24 protein-coding genes and 2 pseudogenes are annotated in these 23,554 nt (G+C 60.3%); 18 read left to right on the forward strand and 8 right to left on the reverse strand.

Features of this window, described 5'->3' with window-relative positions; translation table 11 throughout:
* Positions 1-511 precede the first annotated feature (511 nt).
* A complete protein-coding gene (locus tag E2I15_RS00700) occupies positions 512-1,342 on the reverse strand; it encodes an AraC family transcriptional regulator (protein ID WP_137483340.1) in 831 nt (276 codons plus the stop codon).
* 111 nt (positions 1,343-1,453) lie between these two features.
* Between E2I15_RS00700 and E2I15_RS00705 the strand changes: the two genes are divergently transcribed.
* The 16 genes from E2I15_RS00705 (at position 1,454) to E2I15_RS00780 (ending at position 15,284) form a co-directional block, all read left to right on the forward strand.
* The gene (locus E2I15_RS00705) at positions 1,454-1,837 is read left to right on the forward strand and encodes a RidA family protein (RefSeq protein WP_137483341.1); all 384 of its coding nucleotides are present in this window, start codon (positions 1,454-1,456) and stop codon (positions 1,835-1,837) included.
* A 16-nt stretch (positions 1,838-1,853) separates the two neighbouring features.
* A complete protein-coding gene (locus E2I15_RS00710) occupies positions 1,854-2,693 on the forward strand; it encodes a fumarylacetoacetate hydrolase family protein (protein ID WP_137483342.1) in 840 nt (279 codons plus the stop codon).
* A gap of 4 nt (positions 2,694-2,697) precedes the next feature.
* Positions 2,698-3,600 carry a LysR family transcriptional regulator gene (locus E2I15_RS00715; RefSeq protein WP_137483343.1) on the forward strand — a complete coding sequence of 301 codons (903 nt, stop codon included), beginning with the start codon at positions 2,698-2,700 and terminating at the stop codon, positions 3,598-3,600.
* Positions 3,601-3,719: 119 nt separating this feature from the next.
* Positions 3,720-4,916, forward strand: a complete 1,197-nt coding sequence (locus tag E2I15_RS00720; protein ID WP_137483344.1) for an amino acid ABC transporter substrate-binding protein — start codon at positions 3,720-3,722, stop codon at positions 4,914-4,916.
* A gap of 18 nt (positions 4,917-4,934) precedes the next feature.
* Complete coding sequence (locus tag E2I15_RS00725; protein WP_137483345.1) at positions 4,935-5,801, forward strand: branched-chain amino acid ABC transporter permease; 867 nt, start codon at positions 4,935-4,937, stop codon at positions 5,799-5,801.
* A complete protein-coding gene (locus E2I15_RS00730; protein WP_137483346.1) occupies positions 5,798-6,736 on the forward strand; it encodes a branched-chain amino acid ABC transporter permease in 939 nt (312 codons plus the stop codon). The genes E2I15_RS00725 and E2I15_RS00730 overlap by 4 nt, the downstream gene beginning before the upstream one ends.
* Positions 6,733-7,488: an ABC transporter ATP-binding protein gene (locus E2I15_RS00735; RefSeq protein ID WP_137483347.1), complete on the forward strand. Its 756-nt coding sequence runs from the start codon at positions 6,733-6,735 to the stop codon at positions 7,486-7,488. The genes E2I15_RS00730 and E2I15_RS00735 overlap by 4 nt, the downstream gene beginning before the upstream one ends.
* Complete coding sequence (locus E2I15_RS00740) at positions 7,485-8,204, forward strand: ABC transporter ATP-binding protein (RefSeq protein ID WP_276487419.1); 720 nt, start codon at positions 7,485-7,487, stop codon at positions 8,202-8,204. Before E2I15_RS00735 ends, E2I15_RS00740 begins: the two co-directional genes overlap by 4 nt.
* Before the next feature lie 33 nt (positions 8,205-8,237).
* Positions 8,238-9,701 (forward strand): aldehyde dehydrogenase family protein, encoded by a 1,464-nt coding sequence (locus E2I15_RS00745; RefSeq protein WP_137483349.1) that lies wholly within the window; start codon positions 8,238-8,240, stop codon positions 9,699-9,701.
* Positions 9,702-9,842: 141 nt separating this feature from the next.
* Complete coding sequence (locus E2I15_RS00750) at positions 9,843-10,637, forward strand: transporter substrate-binding domain-containing protein (protein WP_170991793.1); 795 nt, start codon at positions 9,843-9,845, stop codon at positions 10,635-10,637.
* On the forward strand, positions 10,634-11,128 hold the full coding sequence (locus E2I15_RS00755; RefSeq protein ID WP_137483351.1) for a RidA family protein: 495 nt from the start codon (positions 10,634-10,636) through the stop codon (positions 11,126-11,128). Before E2I15_RS00750 ends, E2I15_RS00755 begins: the two co-directional genes overlap by 4 nt.
* A 142-nt stretch (positions 11,129-11,270) precedes the next feature.
* Complete coding sequence (locus tag E2I15_RS00760) at positions 11,271-12,470, forward strand: pyridoxal phosphate-dependent aminotransferase (RefSeq protein ID WP_137483352.1); 1,200 nt, start codon at positions 11,271-11,273, stop codon at positions 12,468-12,470.
* Between the two features lie 101 nt (positions 12,471-12,571).
* A complete protein-coding gene (locus E2I15_RS00765) occupies positions 12,572-13,333 on the forward strand; it encodes an amino acid ABC transporter ATP-binding protein (RefSeq protein ID WP_155262152.1) in 762 nt (253 codons plus the stop codon).
* 25 nt (positions 13,334-13,358) lie between these two features.
* On the forward strand, positions 13,359-14,162 hold the full coding sequence (locus E2I15_RS00770; RefSeq protein WP_137483353.1) for an ABC transporter substrate-binding protein: 804 nt from the start codon (positions 13,359-13,361) through the stop codon (positions 14,160-14,162).
* A gap of 27 nt (positions 14,163-14,189) precedes the next feature.
* Positions 14,190-14,861: an amino acid ABC transporter permease gene (locus tag E2I15_RS00775; protein WP_137483354.1), complete on the forward strand. Its 672-nt coding sequence runs from the start codon at positions 14,190-14,192 to the stop codon at positions 14,859-14,861.
* Between the two features lie 24 nt (positions 14,862-14,885).
* Complete coding sequence (locus tag E2I15_RS00780) at positions 14,886-15,284, forward strand: RidA family protein (protein WP_137483355.1); 399 nt, start codon at positions 14,886-14,888, stop codon at positions 15,282-15,284.
* A gap of 236 nt (positions 15,285-15,520) precedes the next feature.
* Here the strand turns inward: E2I15_RS00780 and E2I15_RS00785 are convergent, their stop codons facing one another.
* The 5 genes and pseudogenes from E2I15_RS00785 to E2I15_RS38565 form a co-directional block, all read right to left on the reverse strand.
* Positions 15,521-16,750, reverse strand: a complete 1,230-nt coding sequence (locus E2I15_RS00785) for a tyrosine-type recombinase/integrase (RefSeq protein ID WP_170991794.1) — start codon at positions 16,748-16,750, stop codon at positions 15,521-15,523.
* Between the two features lie 1,161 nt (positions 16,751-17,911).
* Positions 17,912-18,154, reverse strand: a complete 243-nt coding sequence (locus E2I15_RS00795) for a hypothetical protein (RefSeq protein ID WP_246668416.1) — start codon at positions 18,152-18,154, stop codon at positions 17,912-17,914.
* Positions 18,155-18,884: 730 nt separating this feature from the next.
* The gene (locus tag E2I15_RS00800) at positions 18,885-19,610 is read right to left on the reverse strand and encodes an SOS response-associated peptidase (RefSeq protein ID WP_137483357.1); all 726 of its coding nucleotides are present in this window, start codon (positions 19,608-19,610) and stop codon (positions 18,885-18,887) included.
* Positions 19,611-19,613: 3 nt separating this feature from the next.
* Positions 19,614-20,064, reverse strand: a pseudogene (locus E2I15_RS39055) (hypothetical protein).
* A gap of 46 nt (positions 20,065-20,110) precedes the next feature.
* Positions 20,111-20,281, reverse strand: coding sequence for a hypothetical protein (locus E2I15_RS38565; RefSeq protein WP_170991789.1), 171 nt, complete (start codon positions 20,279-20,281; stop codon positions 20,111-20,113).
* Between the two features lie 264 nt (positions 20,282-20,545).
* Between E2I15_RS38565 and E2I15_RS00810 the strand changes: the two genes are divergently transcribed.
* Positions 20,546-20,830, forward strand: a complete 285-nt coding sequence (locus E2I15_RS00810; protein WP_137483358.1) for a hypothetical protein — start codon at positions 20,546-20,548, stop codon at positions 20,828-20,830.
* A gap of 164 nt (positions 20,831-20,994) precedes the next feature.
* Here E2I15_RS00810 and E2I15_RS00815 read toward each other — a convergent pair whose 3' ends face one another.
* Positions 20,995-21,183 carry a hypothetical protein gene (locus E2I15_RS00815; protein WP_137483359.1) on the reverse strand — a complete coding sequence of 63 codons (189 nt, stop codon included), beginning with the start codon at positions 21,181-21,183 and terminating at the stop codon, positions 20,995-20,997.
* 1,381 nt (positions 21,184-22,564) lie between these two features.
* Here E2I15_RS00815 and E2I15_RS39785 point away from each other — a divergent pair.
* Positions 22,565-22,909, forward strand: a pseudogene (locus tag E2I15_RS39785) (P63C domain-containing protein); the annotation flags it as partial.
* A gap of 24 nt (positions 22,910-22,933) precedes the next feature.
* Here the strand turns inward: E2I15_RS39785 and E2I15_RS00825 are convergent.
* Positions 22,934-23,227 carry a hypothetical protein gene (locus E2I15_RS00825; protein WP_246668417.1) on the reverse strand — a complete coding sequence of 98 codons (294 nt, stop codon included), beginning with the start codon at positions 23,225-23,227 and terminating at the stop codon, positions 22,934-22,936.
* Positions 23,228-23,554: the final 327 nt, after the last annotated feature.

The raw sequence follows: 23,554 nt of genomic DNA on the forward strand, positions 1-23,554 counted from the left end.
TGGTGTGCGAACCTGCTCACGAACGAAAAGTGCACGTAGCGGGTGCGGCAGTGGCCTTTAGTAAGATAGTGATCCTCTTGGTGGGCCCGGCAGGACTCGAACCTGCAACCAGACCGTTATGAGCGGCAGGACAAGGGATGCAGCCGTTGATTTTTCAGCATTTTTTTCGATGTTTGGCCGCGTTTATCACTCTTGGAGGGGTCGTTTCTGGTGCGAAACTGGTGCGGTTGGCCTGGCTTGCGATCCCGACCGCTGAACGGCCTGGCTCGTAGGTTCGACTTCCACTCTCTCCGCCAGTTCCTTTGCACCCCTCACATCATAGCGGACACATACCGATCGGCATAGCTCGACGAGCCGCGCGTCGTAGATTTGGATACTGGGGCGGAAAAATCGGACTGCTGCCCGATCATCGTTTGGCCAAGCCATTCCGCGGCTTCCGTGTAGTCGTACTGAAGCCTGTGGCCGAACGAACGCAAGATCTACGAGCCTCGCTGATGCGGCTTAATGCCGGCTATTGCATCGACCGCGCATAAAGCGCCGGCGTCGTACCGGTGAGCTGCTTGAAGCGCTTCGTGAAATGCGCCTGGTCGGCAAAGCCGACGTCCAGCGCGACCTGCGCCACCGGCTCGCCGAGCCGCAGGAGCTTTCGCGATTTCTCAATTCGGACTTGGGTCAGGTAGGCGTATGGCGTCAAGCCGACGTGCTTCTGGAAAAGCCGTATAAGATGAAACGAACCAACGCCAGACGCCTTCGACGCGTCCTCTAGACTGATATGGTCACAGGCGCGCGCCTGCAAGAACTCTACCGCTCGGTCGACCGCCCTCGGACAATCTGCTTCGGAATGGACGAGCTTACTGGTGCCAAAACGCTCGAACAGTAATGAAACGCCGCAGGTCATCGCTTCTTCAGTTGCCGCTGCGTCGTCGCCGGCGATGGCAAGCCTTTGCGCCGCGTCAAGGCACGGCCAAATGTCGCGATCGTCTATGACCGTCTGTCTAATGACAAACCAATCAGCGCGCGAGCGGGGCAGCATCGCCGCGAGGGCGCTCTCCGACACATAGAGCGCGGCGTAAACCAACTCGCGGCCTTGCTTGCGTTCTCCAGTATGCATCTCGCCGGGATTGACCACTACCAGGTTTCCCGGCGCGGCAGTTTCCCGTGTGTTCCCACACCGGAACGACTTCACACCGGCATGCATGACGCCGATCATCAGTTCATCGTGAGAATGCGGTGCGAAGCTATGCCGCACGAATCTCGCCGACATGACATCGATACCACCAAACATCCGCGAGCTGCGAAAGGTCGCTCTGTCGAGTGGACTTTCAAATCGAAGGGCGGTCATGGGTGCGAGTCAATATCCGACAATAAGGATAGATCGGTTCATGCTTTGTGTAAACCGACGGGCAGGCTCCAGGGTGAATGAGGCCGCGCCACCCGTACGGAGGAACCTGAAATGACGAGAACGACCGTTACCGCGCCGGACCTTACGCCACCTGTCGGACCATTCGCACAAGGCGTTTGGGCTGGCGATCTGCTCTATGCGTCGGGCCAGGTTGGACAAGATCCGGTGAGCGGAGCGTTGGTCGCCGGCGGCATCGAAGCTGAAACTCGCCAAGCGTTCGAGAACATCAGGCGTGTCCTGGCGGCGGCTGGCCTCGGATTCGAGCACGTCATCAAGGCTCAGGTCTATCTCGCCGACGTAAACGACTTCGCAGCAATGAACGCGATCTATGGGAAGACATTCACTGCGCCGTTTCCGGCGCGTACGACAGTGCAGGTCGTAGGGCTGGCGCTGAGTGCGCGTGTCGAGATCGATCTTGTCGCTCGGCGGCCGTGAGCACGGCGGGTAGATCATGAAGCTCGTGCGCTTTGGTGAACCGGGGCAGGAGAAGCCTGGCGTCGTCGATCAGGAGGGCCGGATTCGAGATGTCTCGGCTCGCATTTCCGACTGGACCGGCGAGGCGCTTGATCCCGCGCGGCTCACCGAATTGTCCTCGATCGACATCGCGGCTCAGCCGATCGTACCGGCCGACGTTCGGCTGGGGTCGCCGGTGCCCACACCCGGCAAGATCGTCTGTGTGGGACTAAACTATGCGGACCATGCGGCCGAGACAGGCTTCGAGTTGCCGAGCGAGCCACTCGTTTTCTTCAAGTCGCCGACCGCGATTTGCGGGCCTACCGATCCCATCAGGATTCCGAAGACGGCGAATGCCGTCGATTGGGAGGTAGAACTCGCTTGCGTCATCGGCCGATCGACCATCGACGCCAGGGAAGATGACGCAATAGTTGGCGTTGCAGGGCTGGCCGTCGCAAACGACGTTACCGAGCGAAAGTGGCAATTCGAAAGAGGCGGTCAGTGGAGCAAAGCTAAAAGCGCCGACACTTTCGCGCCGCTCGGTCCTTGGTTGGTCACTCCGGACGAGTTGACTGATCTGGGAGGTCGACGCATCTGGCTTCGCAAGAACGACGTGGTTCGTCAGGATACCGTTCTGGCGCAAATGATCTTCACGGTCCCTCAGATCATTGCCCACCTCAGCGAATTCATGCGCCTCATGCCGGGTGATGTGATCCTGACCGGCACGCCTAGCGGAGTGGCCTACAACAAGTCCGAGCCGGATTATCTTCGGCCGGGCGATCTGCTGCGCTGCGGGATCGACGGGTTGGGCGAACAACACACCAAAGTCGTGCTTTGACGGCATGCTGGATCCGGCGCTCCGATACTTCATGGAAGTCGTGGACTGCGGATCCATACGACTGGCGGCAGATCGCCTTCAGATCGCGCCAAGCGCGATCAGCCGCCAGATTCAGGTGCTCGAGCATCGGTTTGGTGCAGCACTCCTGGTGCGAAGTCGAACAGGCATCGAAGCAACGGAGCAAGGCAAGCTTGTCGCCAACTATGTGCAGTCCGCCAAGCGCGATCTCGACAGGCTGAAATCCGCGATCGACGATCTTAGCAGCTTGCGCCGCGGCCGCGTCGTGCTCGCGACGGTGGAGGCGACACAGGGACGTATCCTGCCTGAGTGCATCTCGGCATTTCGCGCCAAATTTCCCGGAGTGGACCTCGAGGTGCGCATCCTCGGGACACACCAAGTGTCAGAAACGCTCCTGAAGGAGGAAGCAGACATCGGGATCGCGCTTGATCCTCCATTGCGCAACGAGCTCCTCTTGCGGATGCGCTGGCCGCAGCCGCTTCAGGCCGTCATGAAACCGAGCCATGGGCTGGCGCAGCAGGCTGGCGGCCTCCGGTTGGAGCATGTCTTGGCGTCGGCGCACATTCTCCCCGATCGCAGCTTTGGCATCCGCTCCGTGATCGAACGTGCCGCCGCAAAGGCGGGAGTTGTCGCGCGGCCGTTTCTTGAAGCCAACTCTCTCGACGTTCTCAAAACGATGGTGATGTCAACCGACGCCCTGACGGTGTTGCCGCCCGAGGCGCTTTTCCGCGAATTGGCGGGTGGCTGCCTCGTTGCCCGCAAGATCGACGATCCGTTGCTGGTGAAAACAACCATCGACGTGATGACCCTGCGCACCCGGCCGTTGTCGAAGGCCGCAGAGACCCTGCTGGGCTTCGTTCGTCAAAGCATTGCCGACCACAAATCCTAGACCCTCTGGCAGCGTGTTCTAAATACGAGAACGCCGCCTACGCGTGTTGGCTCTATCACCGCGGCTACCCAGTTTGTGATCATCGCTCCCTAGATAAAGGCCAAATCAGGGAGGGGCTGATGCAGCGTCGAACATTATTGATAGGGATGGCGGCTGCGATGGTGGCCCCCACGATTGTTCGAGCACAGGGTGCCGACGAGCTGAGGATCGGCGCCCCTCTTCCGTTGACGGGGCCGTTGGCTCCCGAGGGTCAAAAGCAGAAGCGCGGATATGATCTCTGGGCGAAGGAGGTCGCAAAGGCCGGCGGATTCCAGGTCGGCAACCGCCGCGTTCCCGTGCGGGTCATCTATAGCGACTATCAGTCTTCGACTCCGCGTGCCGTCCAGGCCTGCGATCAGCTCGTGACGCAGCAGCGCGTGCATGCGCTGTTCAGCCCGTTCGGCTCCGGAGCGGCGAAGGCATCGAGCGCCATTTCCGAGCGCTACAAGGTGCCGATGATCGCGCCCACGGCGTCCTCTCGCGAAGTCTACGATCAGGGCTACAAATACCTCTTCGGAACGTTCACTCCAAACGAGACGCTGACCGAGCCTCTCGCCGACATCGTCATGGCAGCGGCGCCGACCATCAAGCGCGTGGCGATCTTTTCGCGTAACGACCTTTTGCCGCTCGCGATGAGCGCGGAGATGAAGAAGTCGGCAGCCAAGCGCAACCTCGAAAGCGTGTTCGACGAAAAATTCGCGATCGGCAGCCTGGATTTCGCCTCCGCGCTGACCCAGATGCGCAGCGCCAATCCGGAGTGGATCTTCGTCGGCGGCTATGTGAACGACCTCGTCCAGGTTCGTACGCAGATGCGCGACCTGGGCATGAAGCCGCAGATACTCACCATGATCGCCGGGCCTGCCTACGAAGAGTTTACGCAGGCATTACATGCCGCGGCGGAAAACATCTCGAGCGCGTCCTGGTGGCATCCGGCCGCGCGTTACAAGGGCGCGGATATCTTCGGAAACACGGAACGCTTCGTCCAGAAGTTCCAGGCGATGTATTCGGCGTTGCCAGACTACATCGAAGCGTCCGCCGCGGCCGCGGGCGCAATCCTGCAATTGGCGGCGCTCAAGTCCGGATCCCTCGAAGGGCCGGCGCTACGCGATGCACTGGCGGGCCTCGATGTGATGACGTTCTACGGTCCGATCTCGTTCGGTCCGACCGGGCAGATCGAAAAGCTGGTGCCGCCGGTCTTCCAGATCCAGGGCGGCAAGCCGATCGTGCTCGCGCCGTCGTCCATCGCACAGGGCGAGTTTCGCCTTGGCATCGCCTGATCGAAGGGCGATGCCATCGTGCAGATCACGCAGGTCGTTCTGAACGGACTTTTGCTGGGTGGGCTTTATGCGGCGATGGCGGCGGGCTTTTCGCTCGTCTGGGGTGTGCTGAACATCATAAACATCATGCAAGGGTCTGCCGTCGTCCTCGGGTCTTATACGGCGTACTTCGCCTGGAGATACGCGGGCATCAATCCGTTGCTCGCGATTGCGGTCGCGGGTCCCGTGCTGTTTGCGGCCGGCTGGCTGCTGCAGCGATTTCTGATCCAGCGCGTGGTGACAGCGCCCGTGCTGATCACGCTGGTCTTCACGTTCGGTCTGGACCTGATCCTGAACAACGCGATGATCAGCTCTTTCAGTGCAGACTACCGCAAGATCGAAGGTGCTTTTCCCACCGCGCCGTTCACTTGGGGTGCGCTGACGCTTCCCGTCGATCGTCTCCTGGCTGCGGTCGTGGGAGTTGGTGCAGCGCTCGCGTTGCACTTCTATCTCCACAGATCCCGTCTGGGCCGTGCGATCGTCGCGGTCAGGATGGACCGGCATACGGCCGAGTTGATGGGCGTGCAAGTCGAACTGATCTACGCGATGACCTTCGGGCTTGGACTTGCGATGGCTGGGGTGGCGGGTTGCCTGCTGGCCGCTATTTTCCCGACTTCGCCGCTGAACAGCGCCTACTATCTCCACATCGCCTTCGTTGCCTGCGTGCTTGGCGGGCTCGGCAGCGTCCTGGGAGCCGTCGTCGGCGGGTTTCTGCTTGGTGTCGTAGAGAGCCTCGGGTCTCTCTTTGTTGGAGCCGAATACGGCACCTCCGTAGCTGCCGTGATTCTTCTCCTGATGCTGCTCACGCGACCGCAGGGCCTGCTGGGCCGGGCAGGTTACGAATGAATTCCCGCACGCTTCTCGCGCTCGCCATCGTCGTCATTGGCGCGGCCGCCTGTGCCGGCCTGCCCCTTGTCCTTGGCGGCGAGCCGTATCTCATGCGCCTCGTCACGATGTTCAGCCTTCTGCTCGTACTGGCTGCCTCCTGGAACATCGTCGGTGGCTTCACCGGCTACCCATCGTTCGCGACGGGTGCGTTCTTCGGGCTGGGAGCCTATGCCGCCGCCATCATGCAGGCAAAGGGCTTCGATTGGCGCCTGGCCCTTGCCGTCGCCGGAATTGCCGGCGGCGTTCTCGCCGCGCCATTCGGCTACGGCGTTCTCAGGCTGCGGGGCCACTACTTCGCGGTTGCGAGCCTGATGCTCGGCGCGATCCTCAAGGAACTGACGACCGGATGGGCCGACCTGACGGGCGGCGGCATGGGGCTGACCGTTGCCGGCGCCGGCGGTGACCCGGAAGTTCTGGCGGCCTTCTCCCTGCGGCTTTCACTCGCTTTCGCAGTTCTGACCGTGCTCCTCGGCGCGGCGATCAAATGGAGTCGTCTCGGATTCGGGCTGGATTGCATCCGCATGAATGAAACTGCCGCCGCCGGTATTGGCGTCGACGCTCAGAAACTGAAAACCTGGGCTTTCGCGCTCTCGTCGGTGACGGCGGCGATGGCTGGCGGCGTCTATGCCGGCTGGATCGGTTACATCGATCCGACGGACGTCTACGACGTCATGTGGTCCGTAAAACCGATAGTTGCGGTCCTGCTCGGAGGCGTGGGCACGATCCTCGGTCCGATCGTAGGTGCTGCAATCTTCGTCGCGCTCGAAGAAATCGTCTGGCGGAACGTCCTGAGCTTTAGTGCCGGAGGTCTCGGCGTCCTGATCGTCCTGCTGCTTTTAGTGCTCCCAGCCGGCGTGCTGCCATCCATCGTTTCCAGAAAGAGCCGGCCATGAACGCGGCATTGCTCGATGTCAGGAACGTCAGCCGCCAGTTCGGCGGACTGAAGGCCACCGATGACGTCTCTTTTACGCTGAATGAAGGCGAGATTGTCGGCCTCATCGGCTCGAACGGCGCCGGAAAGACGACGCTCGTCAATCTGGTGACCGGTCATCTCAAGCCGTCGCGCGGCACGATATCGTTTCGTGGCGAAAACATCACCGGCCACAAGCCCCATGAGCTCGCGCGTCGCGGCCTGATGCGGACGTTCCAGATCGTGCAGCCGTTCAACGACCTGACTGCTCGCGACAACGTGGCCGCCGCTGCCATGTTCGCCGGTCATACGCGATCGTTCGCCGGCGCACGAGAGCGAGCCGACGAGTCGTTGAACAGTCTTGGCATCGGTCATTGCCGCGACCACCTGCCCGTTCGCATGACTCTGGCCGAACGCAAGCGCCTCGAGCTCGCGAGAGCCTGGGTCGCACGGCCGAAGCTGCTGTTCCTGGACGAAGTGAACGCCGGCTTGAACTCGGGGGAGATCGAGGGCGTGCTCGGCATGATCCGGAAGATTGCCGCTGAAGGCGTCGCAATCGTCATCATCGAGCATCTGATGAAAGTCGTAAGGGGACTTTGTCCCAGGCTCATCGTGCTGCACCGAGGCCAACTGCTCGCGAGCGGCTCGACCGACGAGGTTGCGCGCAACCCCGCCGTCATCGAGGCCTATCTCGGGACACGCGGTGCGGCCGCCATGCTCGGAGAGAAGTCGTGACCACGAGCCTTTTCATCTCGAATCTCTCCGCAGGCTATGGCGACGTTCACGTGCTGACGGACGTTTCGATGTCGATCGAAACCGGCGCGATCACGGCGGTGATCGGTTCGAACGGTGCCGGCAAGACGACATTGCTGCGCAGCCTGTCGGGGTTGCTCAAGCCGCGCCAAGGCAGCATTCGTATCGGCGATGCCGAACTGGCCGGTGCCAAGCCTCTCGATTTCGTCAATGCGGGCATCGCGCATGTACCGGAAGGCCGTCGCCTGTTCGCCGGCATGACGGTCGAGGACAACCTGCTGATGGGCGCGTTCGCGCGTGCTGCGGCGCGGACGGATCTTCAGCGTGACCTCGACCGGGTCTATGCAGCTTTCCCGAAACTCGCCGAGCGTCGTCGCCAGGACGCCGTTTCCATGTCCGGAGGCGAGCAGCAGATGTGCGCGATCGGGCGCGGGCTGATGTCACGGCCGCGCGTCATGATGATCGACGAGTTGTCACTCGGTCTGGCGCCCGTCGCAGTGGATTTCCTCGTCGAGGCGCTGAAGACGATCAGCGCCGACGGTGTCGGCATCGCCGTCGTTGAACAGGATGTCGCCGTGGCGCTCGATTTGGCCAAGCACGTCGTCGTCATGGATCGCGGCCGGGTTTCGAAAGCCGGATCCAGTCAGGAAATTTCACAAGACCACGCAATTCGCGCCGCCTATCTCGGCGCCGACTGAGCTTCTTTCAACCTAAACCAGGGTCAATCTGCCATGAACGCTACACAGTTCGACGTCATCCGATCACCCTATGACGGATCTCCAGTTGGTCAAATGCCGGTATCGGAGACAGCGGCGGTCGAGAAGGCCATCAATGCCGCCGAAGCCGCCTTTCATGTCATGCGGAAGCTGCCGCGCTTCGTCCGCGCCGATATCCTCGCGCGCGCCGCGGAGATCTTGAAGGCCAGACGCACCGAATTCGCCAGCACCATCGCTGCCGAAGCGGGCAAGCCTCTTTACGACGCCCGGGGCGAGGTTGCCCGTTCGATCTTCAACCTCTCCAATGCCGCCGCGGAAGCGCGGCGTTACGGCGGTCGCGAGATTCCCCTCGACATGGATGCAGGCGTCTACGAGTACCAGACGACATCGGCCGACGGCGCTCCGCTCGATCTCGCCAACGCGGATTTCGTGCAACTGTCTTCCATTCGCCGGCGCATCGGCATCGCGAGGCGGTTTCCGATCGGGCCGATCCTTGCGATCGCGCCGTTCAACTTCCCGCTCAATCTCGTGCTACACAAGGTCGCGCCGGCGCTTGCGGTCGGAAATTCGGTCGTGCTGAAGCCTGCACCCCAGACGCCGCTGACATCGCTCCTGCTTGCGGAGATCTTGACTGAAGCCGGCCTCCCAAAGGGGGCGCTTTCGGTCGTCCATTGCAGCGTTCCCCTCGCGGAGCAGATGGTCAAGGACGATCGCTTCGCGATGGTCACGTTCACGGGGTCGGCGAAGGTCGGCTGGCACATCAAGTCGATCGCGGGCAAGAAGAAAGTCGCGCTGGAACTGGGCGGGAATGCCGCCGTTGTCGTCTGTGCAGATGCTGACCTCGACCTCGCTGCCGCCAGGTGCGTCAGAGGTGGCGTCGTCTATGGCGGGCAATACTGCATCGGCGTCCAGCGCATTCTCGTCGATCACACCGTACATGACGCGTTCGTCCAGAAGCTCACCAGCAAGGTCGGCGCCTGCAAAGTCGGCGATCCCATGCAGGAGGGTGTCGACGTCGGTCCCGTCATTGACGAAGGGTCGGCGAAGCGTATCGCGGGCTGGATCGACGAAGCGGCCGCTGCAGGGGCCAAGATATTGGTCGGCGGCAGGCGCGAGCGCGCTGTCGTCCAGCCAACGGTCATGGCGGGCACGAAGAGCGGAATGATGATCGAGGACGAGGAAGTCTTCGGCCCGGTGCTGACCGTGAATCCTTTCACGGATTTCGAGGAAGCCGTCCATCGCGCGAACGCGACCCGCTACGGCCTGCAGGGGGGCATGTTCACCAACGACCTCAGGCGCGCATTCTCCGCGATCGAGGATTGGGACGTGGGCGGCCTGATGGTCAACGACGTGCCGATCTACCGGCTCGACAACATGCCGTTCGGTGGCTGGAAGGAATCGGGGCTGGGTCGCGAGGGAACGGTCTACGCGATGGACGAGATGACCGACATCAAGCATCTCGTCATCAATTATGCCTGATGGCAGGTGTTCTGACTTGAAGAACGCCGCGAGCGCATCCGCCCACTACTAGGGCTGTTGCCGTCACTGCCATATTCAGCCCGAGGACGCGAAGTCCTCGGGGGAGAGCTCAGAATGAAAACGACGTCACGGAAGTTCGCGATGGCCGCGATTGCGGCTCTGATCGCCGCGCCGGCGATCGCCCAAGACAAGTTCGTTTTTGCCTATATCGAGGAACCGCCATTCGCGGTGACCGTCAATGGACTTCCGGCAGGGTCGGACGTCGACGTCGCCAGGGTGGTGCTGGCGAGAATGGGCATCAAGGACGTCGAGTTGAAGAAGGTGGAGTTCGCTGAGCTTATCCCGGGCGTGGCCGCAAGCCGATGGAAGATGAACACCGCGCTGTTCGTCACGCCCTTGCGCTGCAAGACAGTTGCCTACTCCAATCCAATCTGGGCTCTGGTCGACGGCATGATCGTCCGCGCAGGCAATCCGAAGCATATCACCAGTTACGCCACGGCCGCGTCGTCCGGCGCCAAGCTCGGTGTCGTCAGGGGCACCGTGCAGATCGCGACGGCAAAGGCGGCTGGCGTGCCGGCTGACCGGATCGTCGAATTCGGGGCGCAGGAGGGCGTCCTGGCTGCGATCAAGGACAGGCGCGTCGATGCCTATCCGAATTCAGCGCTTGGCCATCGTGCCCTGCTGGCTTCGTTGAAAGACCCGGATCTGGCGCTCGCGCAGCCCTTCGAGCCGCCGATGGAGAACGGTCGCCCGAAAGCGGGCTTCGGCGCATTCTCGTTCAATCGGACCGACGATGCGTTCATCGCCAAATTCAACGCAGAGCTTGCACGGTTTCTGGGCTCCGACGAACACCGCGCGCTTCTAGCCAAGTACGGCTTTGGACCAGACGAGATCTCGCCGGCCTTGACGGCGAACAGCGAGGAGTTGTGCAAATGAACGCTTCGTCTGCAACAACCGGGGATCTGCAGGATCCGGAGGCCGTACTCGCCAAGCTCGGAATCGAGCTTCCGGCATCCATCCCACCCGTCGGCAACTATGCCCGGGCGAGGGCGGCCGGAAACGTCCTGTATCTGGCGGGCCATCTGCCCGATTCGGCCGGCGTTCCCCAATTCATGGGAAAGCTCGGTCGCGAAGTCTCTGTGGAAGAAGGCTATCAGGCCGCGCGCGTTGCCATGGTCAACACTCTGGGAACCATCAAGGCAAACCTCGGCAGCTTGAAGCGCGTCAAGCGCATCACCAAGCTCCTGGGGATGGTGAACTGCGTCGCCGACTTTGTCCGGCAGCCCGAGGTCATCAACGGAGCCTCCGATCTGCTCGACGAGGTGTTCGGCAGGGAGATCGCGCTGCACGCGCGTTCGGCGGTGGGCATGCATTCGTTGCCCCGCGGAAACTGCGTCGAAATCGAAACGATCCTGGAGTTCGAGTAGGGCCGGTCGACGCGACGGTAGACGCGATGCTGGCGCAGCCATGGCCAGATCGGAGCCGCCTGCCGCGAGGATCGCAACTTCCGACAAGACGTGAGCCCTGCGGCACCCACAGTCTTGCTGACCAAACGACAAGAGGTGCGATGTGAGCGACGAGGCAGATTGGCAGGGCCGCTTTCCCCGAAATGAGATCATTTCTTTGCTTGACGTCAATCGGCGATACAATCTGGCCGAGAGCACGGCCCAGGATCTGACGCTCGGCGAAATTCTCGACCTGGCCGGCGGCGCGGCCGCGCTGGGCGGCCTCAAGATGGGCTATGGCACATCGGCGGGCCTTCCGCGGCTCCGGACCGCGATCGCGGCTCTCACCGGCGTCCTGCCGGAGGAGGTCGTCACGACGCAGGGCACGGCCCTCGGTCTGTTCATGCTTGCCTTCGAGCTGTGTCGCCCCGGCGACGAGGCCGTCATCGCGATGCCGTCCTTCCCGCCGTCTCGCGACTCCCTCGTCGGGGCGGGCGTAACCTTGCGCGAGTGCCGCCTGACGTTCGACCAAGGCTTCAAGCTCACTGTCGGTGCGCTCGAGCCCCTTCTCAACGAACGCACGAAGCTCGTCAGTATCGCCAGTCCGCAGAACCCGAGCGGCGTCCGGGCGACCTTGGATGAGATAAAGGCCATCCTGGACCTGATGCGGGTCAAGTCTCCCGCCGCGCGTCTTTTCGTCGACGAGACCTATCGCGACGCGACGTACGGCGACGAGACTCCCCCGCGAAGCGCCGCCGCAGTCGACGATGCTGTCATCACGGGCGGATCCGTATCCAAGGCGCATGGCGCACCGGGACTTCGTGTCGGCTGGCTCACCGTCCGGGACCCCGCATTGCGCGAGCGACTGACGGTTGCGAAGATGAACATGGTGATCTCGGGCTCTCCGCTCGATGAGACCTTGGCCTCAGTCATCCTGGAGACGCGTGAGAAAATCCTAGGCGCGCGTCGCGGTCTGCTTGCTGCGGGTCTGTCGAAGGTTGCGGCGTGGGTCGACGCCCAGGCGGGAAGAGTCCAGTGGGTGAGGCCGGATGGCGGAGCAATGTGCTGTCTCCGGCTGAGCCCGAACGTTTTCGACGACGGCGGGATTGCCCGCTTCTGGTCAACTCTACCGGCGGCCGAGCTGCAGATCGGCGACGGTGCCTGGTTCGGGGAGTCTTCCGCCGTCCTGCGCCTCGGCTTCGGGTATCTGCCGATCGACGTCCTTCCGGCGGCATTGGATGCTCTGTCCAACGCGATCGAGACGGCGGTACGGCCAGATCCAGTGGGGGACGCCCTTCGGCCGCCTAGCCGCGTGGTGGTCTAATTTGGGCAACACTGCGCTCGCAAGTGGTCTCTTTCCGCTCGGACTATCAGCCACTCTAATCGAACGGGTCAGAGGCCGTCAGAAGAAGCCAGTGGGACGACATGGTGTCAGCGGTAAGGAAGGCCATTCTCGAAGCCCTTCAAATCAGAAAGAGCTTTGGTCCTCTTTCGGTGCTCGACGACGTCTCGCTCTCGGTCGCGGAGGGCGAAATCGTCAGCCTCATTGGTCCCTCCGGATCGGGAAAGACGACCTTCCTGAGGTGCCTTGCGCTTCTAGAGGAAATCTCCGCCGGTGAGATTCGCGTCAATGGGACCACGATGGCTGGGTCTGATGCCGCGCGGAATTCGCAGGCGGCCAAACTGATCAGACGGGACATCGGCATGGTGTTCCAGCAATTCAATTTGTGGCCGCATATGACCGTCCTTCAGAACGTCATTGAAGCGCCGATGCGGGTTCGAGGAATCTCGCGCGACGTCGCAACGGCGTCAGCCATCGAGATATTGGCCAAGGTCGGGATTGCAGCGAAGCGGGATGCGTACCCTGCACAACTCTCGGGCGGCCAGCAGCAGAGGGTGGCGATATCGCGCGCGCTGGCGATGAACCCCAAGGTGATCTTGTTCGATGAGCCGACGTCCGCGCTCGACCCGGAACTGCGACACGAGGTCTTGGCTGTCCTTCGAAAGCTCGCAGACGATGGGCAGACCATGGTGGTGGTCACGCATGAGATGGGCTTTGCCCGCAACGTAAGCACACGCATCGCTTTCCTGGACGGTGGCAAGCTCGTCGAAGAGAGCGAATCCGAGCAGTTCTTCAAGTCGCCCAGGACGGAGAGAGCGAAGCAATTCCTTGAGATGATGTTCTGACAACGAACAATGACGGGGGACCAGAATGAATAAGCTCTTGATCGTCGCCGCGAGCCTGATCGGCATTGCCTTCCATTTCGGATCGACGCCGGCGCTCGCGCAACAAAAGGTTTCGAAACTCACGTCGATCCCGCAAAAGGGCAAACTCCGCGTCTGCCAGGTCCCGAACTATTACGCCATTTCATTTCGGAATCCGAAGACCGGAGAGCTTGAAGGGATCGATGTCGATCTCTCCAAGGAGCTCGCGAAGGAACTCAACGTTCAGCTCGAGATCGTCGAGACGCAGTTCTCGACTTTCATTGCCGACCTCCAGGCCGACAAATGCGATATCGGAATGTTTGCCGTCGCCGCGACCCTCAAGCGAGCTCAGGCGGTGGAATTCTCCAACCCGTATCTCGAGTCCGGACTTTACGCCGTCGTTAAAGATGGCAGCAAGATTCAGAAGTGGGAAGATGTCGACCAGCCCGGCGTTCGGGTCGTGACCGGGCTGGGAAGCTTCATGGATGATGTCATGAAGGGATATTTGAGGAAGGCCACCCAGCGCAGTGTCGTTCCGCCCGCCGATATGTTGAGCGAGATCGCCGCCAACAAGGCCGACGTCTACATCAGCGACTATCCGGCCAGCGTCAGGATCAAGAAGGAGTTCGACTGGGCGAGGCTGATTTCGCCGTCCGAGCCGCTTGCAGTCACGCCGTATTCGTATGTGGTCGCACCAGGGGACCAGGTCTGGCTTAACTACATCAACTTGTTCATACGAACGATCCACAACGACGGCCGGCTCAAGAAGTATGCGGAGAAGCATAATCTTGGCCCGATGGTCGCCAAGTAAACCGATCGTCGCAGCTCGGGTCGAGACATGAACACGTACGCGTTCAGATGGGATGTTGTGTGGAGCAATCTGCCCTTCCTGCTTTCGGGCCTAAAGGGGACATTGATCATCTCTGCCGCCACGCTGGTGATGGCGATGTTGGGCGGTCTGGTGCTGGTGTCGCTGGACCTCTCCAAGTGGAGAGTGGTGAGATCCATCAGCATCACGTTCGGGGAGTTGGTTCGTAACACTCCGATTCTGATCCAGCTGCTCTGGTACTATTATGTGCTGCCGATATCGTTCGGAATCGACCTTCCGGCAATGTTCGCGGCCATTCTGGGGCTTTCGATCTATTCGTCAGCCTTCATCGGAGAAGTGTATCGCGCGGGAATTCAAGGCGTTCCAAAGGGGCATGTCGAAGCGGCGAAGGTGCTTGGACTGAGCAGGCTGCAGACCTTCAGGCGAATCGTATTGCCCCAAGCGTTTTGGGCCAGTCTTCCCCCGCTGGCGTCGAATTTCGTCATGCTCATCAAGTACTCGTCGCTCGCCTCGGTCTTGTCGGTACCCGAGATCACCCGAAGGGCGACCGAGTTGTCGTCCTCGACATTCAGGCCGTTGGAAATCTTCACCGCGGTGGCGGTTGTGTATTTCATCATCTGTTGGCCTCTGACTCTGACGATCAGGTGGCTTGAGCGACGAACGATGCGACTTAGAAAATGACATTCGACAAAGGAGGAGTTCTTGATGACAAGTGAAACCGTGCGCCTGGTGGATTCCCATGCCCACGACCGGCCGTTCTCGCACGCATCAATTGTAGGCCCCTGGATATTCACCAAAGGAACGGCCGGCTACAACCCGGTCACCGGCGAATTTCCGCCGGATATTCGTGAGCAGACGGCTCAATGCATGAAGAATCTCGCCGAGATTCTCAGGGAATGCGGGGCGACGTTTGCCGACGTCGTCAAGGTCAACGTGTATCTCGTTGATGTCGGCGACTACGATGCCGTGAACGAAATCTATCTCAAGGCGATGGAAGGACATAAGCCCGCCCGGTGCTGCGTGGGCGTCCCGGCGTTACCCTCGCCAAACGAGAACATGAAGATCGAAATGATCGCGTACAAGGAGGGTAGGAGCGAGAAATAGTTCAATCACCTTTGCGCTGGAAAGCGGCTAACGGTGAGTGGAGGACATTGGATGCGAAACTCCAGTGTTCACCGTGGCTCAAGTGGTGGGTTTTGATCTAGAAGGTTCGAAAATCCTCTATCTTTCACTAGGGATTGACTGACACTCTCTCCGCCGCGAACAACTCTTGGGATGCCACGTGAACCAGCCGTTACCCGGACCGCACTACCAATCCAAGTAACGCGAAACGACATTCTCTATCCCCGCAGTGGCATCACCGAACCGAAACTGCCGCCGGTTCCTTCGACTCTCCTCTCTCGCTTTCCGATCTTCTCGACGGCGTCCGAGAGATAGTCGGGGTGATGATGGCCGTAGGTGTTGAGCAGAACGTCAAGCGACATGCCGAGGTAGCCTGCTGCCTGCCACGGATCGGCGCCGCGCTGCATCAGCCAGGTCGCCGCTGTATGCCTGAGTGTATGAGGCGAGATGCCCACGCCAAGGCCTGCCAGTCGCACGGCAGTCTTGAATGCTGTCTTCACTGAGGCAACGGGCTGTCCATTGAACTCCACGAAGTGCTTGGCGTGATGATCGATCCGGTGCCATCGCCTGAGATGTGTGAGCAGGCGCGGCGGGACCGGCACCGGCGGTTGCCGTTTGTTGGTCTTTGCGTCGCCCTGGCGGCGTCGGTAGTAGATGCCGCGATCCAGGTCGACGAAGGCACGGCCGACGGCCGGAATGGGCGAAGCCGCTGCGATCGCGCCGGCTCGGGATCCGCTGTAGACCCCGATCAGAATGAATCGTGCGAGATGGCGTAAGGGCCTCTTCCCGGTCGCGACCTTTTGGCCTTTGAGCGGACCCCGGAACATTTTCTGCATCTCGCGGTACCGCCAACACGTCCAGATCAGCTTCGCGGCATCGGATCTCGTGAGCCATCTATCGCGCGGCTCGCCCTTGGCGGGCAACGTAATTTTGACGATCCCTCGATGATAGCCCTCTGCAGCGTGATGATTGATGGCCGCGCGCAGGTCTTCGAGGTCGCGCCTTGAGCCTCCTTTGTTGCCGCGCTCTTTAGCGAATTGACGGCACTGCTCGCCGTCGACATCGGCGAGCATCTTGGCGCCCCACCAATCGTTCAGTCGGCCGATGCGCTTCTTGAACTTGCGTATGCCGGGAATCGTCTCTTCTTGATCTTCGGCGATCTTGAATCGGTCGCGGAGCTTGGCGAGCTCGGCATCGAGATAGATCGACAGCACATCGCCGATCGGGATCGATTCAATGTCCTGGGCCTTGCGCTTGGGGGTGTACTTCGATGCGATGTAATCCTTCAGCGCTTGCTCGGCGGCCGTAATTTCATCTGCAGCGCAGCCTGTGCCGATATCCCGGCCGTTGTCCCGGATGATCCAGGTTGCTCTATGGGTGACGTTGCCGGCCTTGTCTCGTCGGGCGGCTTTGAGCTGGAGCCTGGCCCCTTTGCTTCGACGCGGCATAATTCCCTCATTCGCTCAATATGAAATAGTGTCGTGTAGTCCTTACCCGCGATGCGCTCGATGACGAGCCGCCCGCGAGCGTTCTCTCGACGTAATCCGGAAGCGGTCATCGAACCATCCGGGAATGCCACGGCCGCTGCCACAGATAGCCGGAGAGGGTCGTGCGGGCCAACGTTCTCCCGGCGTTTTGAGAACTCGACCATGTTAGCGAGAGCGTAATCTGCGAAGCACTAACGATGATCGGATTTCACGCGAACGCCATTGCTCCTTTTCTCGTCCCCTGAAGCGTGTGCTCGCCTTGAATTGCCGGACAGGGATCGGACCCGCTGGTGCTCGTCCGCAATGATCGGGAGCACCGCGCCGCTCAGCGGAACCGCCAAGAGGCGTTCTTCCACGCGAGCTAGACGTCTCGAGGTCATCGGTGCCCATCGGCACATACAATCGGCTCGCGGACGGCAGCTCAATTGCGACAAGCGGCAGTTTGGGCAGGCTAGGGCGGCTGCGAGGAATGCTTGGGGCAGGCGCGCCAATATTGTCCTAGATGCGGATATCGATCACTTTTGCGATATGCTCAATCCGCTTTTGGCGCCAACACTGCTCTGTCTGGCTGATGCTTGCTCCTTATTCACGCGCGCGAAGTCGGCTCGCTTAAGTGAGGCGATCGGCTCCCTCGCTGATCCGCTGGCTAAATACTACCGACAGTCTCACCACTCAATGACATTCGTCGGCTGCTCGATATGCCTCGCGCGATTCTACCGCGCTGGGTGTCCAACCGATACTGGTAGATTTGACAGGTAGTGCATTGGCCTGACGCGCCGCCTGAGACGCTCGGTTCGGCGCTTCGATTGCAGTCAATGTCTGGTCCTGTGGCTGCCTCCGCGGACGATTTCCCTGCTTATGGACGTGACGACCTATGGGAATCGACCCGCCATCCGAAACCCTCGCCAGCTCCTTTTTTCTCCGCCGGCAAGCCGGCTCCTCGCGGCCGCTTCGCTGCAAAAAAGGCGCTGTCTCGGGTGCGCCGCTGCGCTTCGCCCCGATGGGTTCAATGGCGTCTCGCTCCCCATGACGGTCTCGCCATCGCAGGGGATCGGCCCTGCGGCAGCGAAGGAGACAGACCATGACTGCAATCGGATTCGTCACCCGCACGGACAACGGCGGCTACAGGGGCGAGCTCAAGACCTTGTCGATCCGTGCCCATAATTCTCTCATTCTCTCTATGTAAAAGAGTGTCGTGTAATCCTTGCCGGCGACACGCTCAATGACGAGTCTGCGCCGCGCGTTTTCCCTCCGCAACCCGGAAGCGGTCATTGAGCCGTCGGGAAACGCCATGGCCGCCGCCACAGAAAGCCGCAGCGGATCGTGCAGGCCAACGTTCTCCCGGCGTTTTGTCACATCGACCATGTTAGCGATATCGCAATCTGCGAGGCACTAACGGTGATCGAATCCTATGTGAGCGGTATCGGTCCTTTCCTGACGCTCTCGAAGCGGTGCTTGCCTTGTATTGTCGGACATAGGGTGGAATTAGAAATGCGTGCCGGCGATGCTCAAGAAAAGAGTCCGCCCCGGCGCAGCCGCAGCTATTTGGCGTTCTACCACGCGAGCCGGACGTCTGGAGATCATCAGTGCCCATTGGCACATACAATCAACTCGTGGACGGCAGCTCAATTGCGACAAGCGGCATTTTGGGCAGGCTAGGGCGCCTCCGAAGCATGCTTGGGGCAGGCGCGGCAACATTTGTCTTAGAGGCGGATATCGATCACTTTTGCGATATGCTCCGCTTGCCCTTGAGCCCAACGCGGTTTGACTGGGTGGTGCTCGTTCCTTTTCATGTCACGCGCGCGAAATCGGCTTGCCTCGGCGAGGTCGTCGGCTCCGTTATTGACTGCGCCTGCACGCGGACCCCACTCAAGGGTACCGCTCAACAACATTAGCTGATTGCACGATATGCCTAGCGCGATTCTACCGAGCCGGATGTCTTGTCGATACTGGTAGATTTGACAGGTGGGGACTGCTTTTGATAGGTGCTTGGACTCGGTTCGGCGTCCGGCGCTCGGTCTCTTTTCTGTTACAGTGCACGATTTCCCTGGTTTGGACGTGACCGGCCCAATTGCCTGTTGTCGTCGTTCGGCGGTCACGTCCCGAGCCCGGCCGTATCTTCCTTGATGCCGCGAGCGACGATTTGGAGCGCTCCGTCGGCAAGCGGCCGCTGCAGCTTCAGTGCCTCCTCGGTAGGTGCCGTCATCCAGGCCTCGACCTCGTCCGGTGATGTCAGGATCACCGGCATCGCCTTCGGGTGAATGGCGCCGACCACTGCATTTGGCTCGGTCGTGAGGAACGCGTAGAGGTCGTTGGTCGTCTCGCCTTCCTTGACCTTCCGAACGGATGTCCAATTGGTCCAGATGCCGGCGAAGCAGGCGAGAGGACGAGATTCATCGAGCGCGAACCAGATATCGCCGCCCTCGGCCTTGTTGAACTCGCTGAAGGAATTGAACGGCACCACGCAGCGGCTTTTGGGGGCGAGCCATCTTGTCCAGTGCTTGCTCTTCACGTTGCGGATATTGGTCGTGCCGCCGTCCGGCTCCATCCGCAGCAGTTCCTTGAAATCGACCGTTTTGCCTTTCTCTTCAAGCTTTGCTGCGCGCTTCCTGGTTGCTTCCATCATGGCGTGCTGCGAAGACGGCATTCCCCACCGTGCCATAGCGAGTTCGCGGCCTCCAAGCCCATTGCGCACGATCGGCGCCTTGTAATCGGGAAAAACCCCCGGCATCGGCGCCAGATTGCCGACGTATCGGTTGACGACGCGGAACAGCGCGGCGATGGCGGCCTGGTTGGTCGTGATCGAGTAGAGATTGCACATCGGTCAGGCTTCGGTCCGAGGGTGGCGCGGTTGCCAGGCCAGTTGTACCAGAGTCGCGGAGGGCCGTCGGCCTACCCTGGCACATTTGCGGCAGCGCAGCCGGCTGACGAGATCATGCACGAAGGTGGTCGGCGGATGCTTCATCGCCGCGAGATCAACGTCACTCGGTGTCTTGCAACGTTCGCACATGATCTCGAGCCAGGGAAAGCCTCCGTTCACGGCCTGGTCGATCGTAGGCGACGGATCGATCGGGTTCTCCGTCGGACCATATGCGTTCGTTCCAGCTCTCGCACAGCAGCTTGTCCGCCTGCTGGATGACGGCTTCTCCCTTCGCCCGCATTTCTGCCGATCGGGTGGCCAGTATCATGGCCATTGCTCGCGCCTTACCGAGCTCCTTCGTCAGGGCCTTGCGGCCGCTGCCTGACAGCGGCGTTGGGTGATATTTCGGGGCCATCCGGACATACCGGCGCGAGAGGAGCGGATCGTCGATCTGGAGCGGGCTACGGCGTTTCGTATGCCGGCCAGCACCCGTCTTCCTCATGCCTGCCGGTTCGTTGCTGGCAGGTGTTGTCGAGCAGCCGCTGCACCACATCCTTCCAGATCGCGTTGCGGCCATACAGCCGAACGGCATCGGCCGTCTGGATCTCGACGATCCGCCGTCGAATTGGCAAACGCTATCCACAGCCATGTAGGCTCTGGGGAATGTGACGATGACCAGCTTGCTGCGTGGACCGGTCAAAGCGTCAAGAGTAGCGGGTTCCGCACGCAGATATATGCAGGCTCGAATGTTCGATGTGCTGGAGGGAGAGGGTAGCCGTCATAGGCTCTCTGATCTCGGTCGACGATTGTAGACCCCAACCGCGCGCGGGAAGCGCGCCCGTGCATTTAAAGCAGTCCCGCTATATCGAGCTATTTTCGAGAGCCACAGGGAAGGCGTGATCCCACCAACCGCTGCGCTCGAACGTGAAATGGTGGGGCTCGGTGTCGCCGAAAAACAAAAAGAACGCGCCCGCCAAGTGTTCGAAAGATCGGCTGAACAAGCAGGTTATTTTGAGCATGGACGCAATCGACTTGTGATGCCCGGAATTGCTCCCGGTGCAGCACAACGCGAGGAAGAGAAACCGCGGGAGGAGGAGCAAGCGGGAGGTGGCGGAAATGGCGGAGGTGGCGGAAAGCAGCCGCCAGTCGATCCGATCTGGTCTTTTGGCGCGCCTCCCTAAGTCGGGCGATGTTTGGCCGATATCGGGAAAGGAAGCTGTGACTCCAGCTATCGGAGGGCAGTTTCCAACTGATCTACAAAGATAAGCCAGCGGGGACCGACGGGCTCCCTCCGCCGCCGAAGCCGGACGTCACGCAATGAAAGAGGCCGCCAACTGAGGCGGCCTCAACTTCCTGAGAGCCATAGCTTGGCGTTGGCGACAGCGTCGCGCTCTGCCTTCTGAACGCGCTCAAATGCTCGCTTTGCAGCTTCGTATTGATGCCGGTAGTTGTCGGCCATTTCTTCTAAGATATAGCGCCGCTCAGCGATCAAAATGCGGGACCAAGCGATTGCGCGTGCTGCACGCTCTTCCAAGACTTCCCATCGTTGGCGGTCATCCATAGCCCCCTAAACTTGGATTATCCGCATCTGGTTCCACTGCAACTCAGGTCACCTTAAGCGACCCCAGCAACTTTGGGGGCCTGTGTAGTAGGGAGGCTAGTTGCTGGGGCCATCTACCGGGCCCAAAGCAGGGCCAGGTTTGCGGATTACTGGGCGAACATCGCCACGCCGATGATGACGAGCGGGCATAGTCCCAGCAATACGATGAAAGCACTCTCAAGTAGGCCGCTGCCAATGACACAACTCCTGCTGAGTGTTGTGGAGCCTACGTCAACTGGAACTTGGCTGGTAGTGCAGATTGTGCCCTAGCAATCTACTGAAACAAAAGTCGTGCCGAAGGACGCCCACTGAGGCGGCTTATTTCTGGCCCAAGAGCTTGCCGGTCTTTCGGTTGATGAAATGACACGTCGCGCATGCCGCGCAAACGACCTCTTGATAATCGTCGTTCTCGGTTTCTGATGCCTCGACCTGGCACTGCACCTTCTTGCCGGATATCGGGCAATTGAACAGGACGTTGCGTGTCATACGTAGCACTATGAACCTGTTCGGCCTATCCCGGTATTTAGGATGATTACGTAAGCCGCCACGGAACTTCGTTCACCCCACGGAGAACTCCGGATGCCGCCTCCGTTCCGCTCATTGAGTTAAATCAAGAACGGATGCCGACCCATGGATTGATGGGGCCAGAACCTCGGATGGCCGTCTCGGTAGTCCTACTGAGAAAATCAGCTAACTCTTCGCTGCATCTGGGTTAATGGCAAACTAAGCCACTCGAAATTTCAAAGTAGGCTACTGCGGTTGGAAACAGGCCAGCGCCGCCGGGTGCTGTCCTATTAGGACAGAAAGCATAGGCCCATGCGCGGCATGGAGTTGTCCCAGCAGCTATACCCGGTACCATGCTTACGCGGTCCATTCGCGTGGTTGCCGCTAGGGGCTCATCACGCAGCCCGACATTTAAAAATCAAAACTGGCCCCGGCTTGGTCCCTTCGCTGGGGCCTTTCTTTGGGGTAAATACGGCCGCGAATGGAATTAGGGATGCCGTCCATTAAACATCCGGACGATTTCTTTACGTTTGATTCACGCAAGTTAATTGACTGGCTCACGCTTTGATTCGATCATTCGCTCACTGGGCGGGCGGTTTCATCAAGGACAATGTACTTCAAGCGGCCCAGAGAGCGCCCAAGTATTGCGTCGGCGCTCGACAAGGCTGGAATGAGGAACGGCCTCAGCATCACCTCCAAGGGTGCTGGGGCCGTTTCTTATTTCCAGCCGTCTCACGGCGGGACAAGCTACCTGACATTCCTATCTTAATGAGGTGGCTCGGAACTCGGCGCAGACTTAAGCCATGTTCAGGCGGCCTACACGAAGGACATTGTTTATGCGCGCCTCGCACCGCAAATTCTCGATGAACTTGAAAAGAGAAGTCCGATTGAGGGCGGTCGCCGAAAAGGCGCGCACCATCAGCTTTTGACAGAGGACGTAGGACGTCCGGCATTGGCTCAGCACCTTAATGCCGTCGTTACGCTGATGCGCGTATCCAAAACTTGGAGCCAATTTAAGCTGATTCTGGACGTTGCTCACCCGAAGAGGGGCGACACGTTGCAACTACCATTAATGGCCGAACCTCCGATTGAGCCAGAACCAGAGCCGCGGCCCGTACCAAGTGCGCAGGCCGACCTATTCGGTCCTCCGAAATGAAAGAGGCCGCCAACTGAGGCGGCCTTACTCAATGGCGCGCTTTGATGGTTTGATTAGCCCGATCATAGGCCGGACAAGATATTTAACAATGAGGCCGAGGCATATGATCGATACCAAGATCGGCAAGTACGCCAAAATCGCAAGAGCGGCCAACCATTCCGGGCTGCGCTCCTCCCGCCAATAATACACCGACGCTGCGATGACGTGGACCACCAACAGTGCCGCCCAGATGGCTAATGCGACATTGACGCGCTCATCGAATGTCAACGCCTCCCATGCGGCTTCACCCGGCCTTGAAGGCGTGCTTTCGCTTTCCATGGCTTGCTCGACCTCCCTCAAGCTTCCAACCCCTGCGATGGCAGGCTTATTCCGTTGGAATGCCAGGGGAACGGTAGCGCAGGCTGGCACCTCGTTCACCCACGGAGAACCACGGATGCGCCGCTGTTCCGCTCGTTGAGCTAAATCTAGAACAGATCGCGACCTATGGAAATCGATGGGGCCAGAACATCGGATGGCCGTCTCAGTAGTCCTATTGAGAACAACGGCCAAGATACGGTGTTCGCCTAATCGGAATTAGGACACTCCGAAATCTAGCTTAGAGCCTGACTCAAAAAGCGTGTTGGAGCCTGGCCAGGCGTCTGGTCA

It is taken from the genome of Bradyrhizobium sp. BR2003, assembly GCF_009720285.1.
GTDB classification, from domain to species: domain Bacteria; phylum Pseudomonadota; class Alphaproteobacteria; order Rhizobiales; family Xanthobacteraceae; genus Bradyrhizobium; species Bradyrhizobium elkanii.

Bases quoted from the DNA above. Each gene is read 5' to 3' on its own strand.
- E2I15_RS00780 (WP_137483355.1), top strand. From the start codon at position 14,886: ATGACAAGTGAAACCGTGCGCCTGGTGGATTCCCATGCCCACGACCGG.
- E2I15_RS00735 (WP_137483347.1), top strand. From the start codon at position 6,733: ATGAACGCGGCATTGCTCGATGTCAGGAACGTCAGCCGCCAGTTCGGC.
- E2I15_RS00705 (WP_137483341.1), top strand. From the start codon at position 1,454: ATGACGAGAACGACCGTTACCGCGCCGGACCTTACGCCACCTGTCGGA.
- E2I15_RS00700 (WP_137483340.1), bottom strand. From the start codon at position 1,342: ATGACCGCCCTTCGATTTGAAAGTCCACTCGACAGAGCGACCTTTCGC.
- E2I15_RS00750 (WP_170991793.1), top strand. From the start codon at position 9,843: ATGGCCGCGATTGCGGCTCTGATCGCCGCGCCGGCGATCGCCCAAGAC.
- E2I15_RS00730 (WP_137483346.1), top strand. From the start codon at position 5,798: ATGAATTCCCGCACGCTTCTCGCGCTCGCCATCGTCGTCATTGGCGCG.
- E2I15_RS00715 (WP_137483343.1), top strand. From the start codon at position 2,698: ATGCTGGATCCGGCGCTCCGATACTTCATGGAAGTCGTGGACTGCGGA.
- E2I15_RS00765 (WP_155262152.1), top strand. From the start codon at position 12,572: ATGGTGTCAGCGGTAAGGAAGGCCATTCTCGAAGCCCTTCAAATCAGA.
- E2I15_RS00745 (WP_137483349.1), top strand. From the start codon at position 8,238: ATGAACGCTACACAGTTCGACGTCATCCGATCACCCTATGACGGATCT.
- E2I15_RS00775 (WP_137483354.1), top strand. From the start codon at position 14,190: ATGAACACGTACGCGTTCAGATGGGATGTTGTGTGGAGCAATCTGCCC.
- E2I15_RS00755 (WP_137483351.1), top strand. From the start codon at position 10,634: ATGAACGCTTCGTCTGCAACAACCGGGGATCTGCAGGATCCGGAGGCC.
- E2I15_RS00770 (WP_137483353.1), top strand. From the start codon at position 13,359: ATGAATAAGCTCTTGATCGTCGCCGCGAGCCTGATCGGCATTGCCTTC.
- E2I15_RS00720 (WP_137483344.1), top strand. From the start codon at position 3,720: ATGCAGCGTCGAACATTATTGATAGGGATGGCGGCTGCGATGGTGGCC.
- E2I15_RS00785 (WP_170991794.1), bottom strand. From the start codon at position 16,750: ATGCCGCGTCGAAGCAAAGGGGCCAGGCTCCAGCTCAAAGCCGCCCGA.
- E2I15_RS00710 (WP_137483342.1), top strand. From the start codon at position 1,854: ATGAAGCTCGTGCGCTTTGGTGAACCGGGGCAGGAGAAGCCTGGCGTC.
- E2I15_RS00795 (WP_246668416.1), bottom strand. From the start codon at position 18,154: ATGGTCGATGTGACAAAACGCCGGGAGAACGTTGGCCTGCACGATCCG.
- E2I15_RS00800 (WP_137483357.1), bottom strand. From the start codon at position 19,610: ATGTGCAATCTCTACTCGATCACGACCAACCAGGCCGCCATCGCCGCG.
- E2I15_RS00825 (WP_246668417.1), bottom strand. From the start codon at position 23,227: ATGGAAAGCGAAAGCACGCCTTCAAGGCCGGGTGAAGCCGCATGGGAG.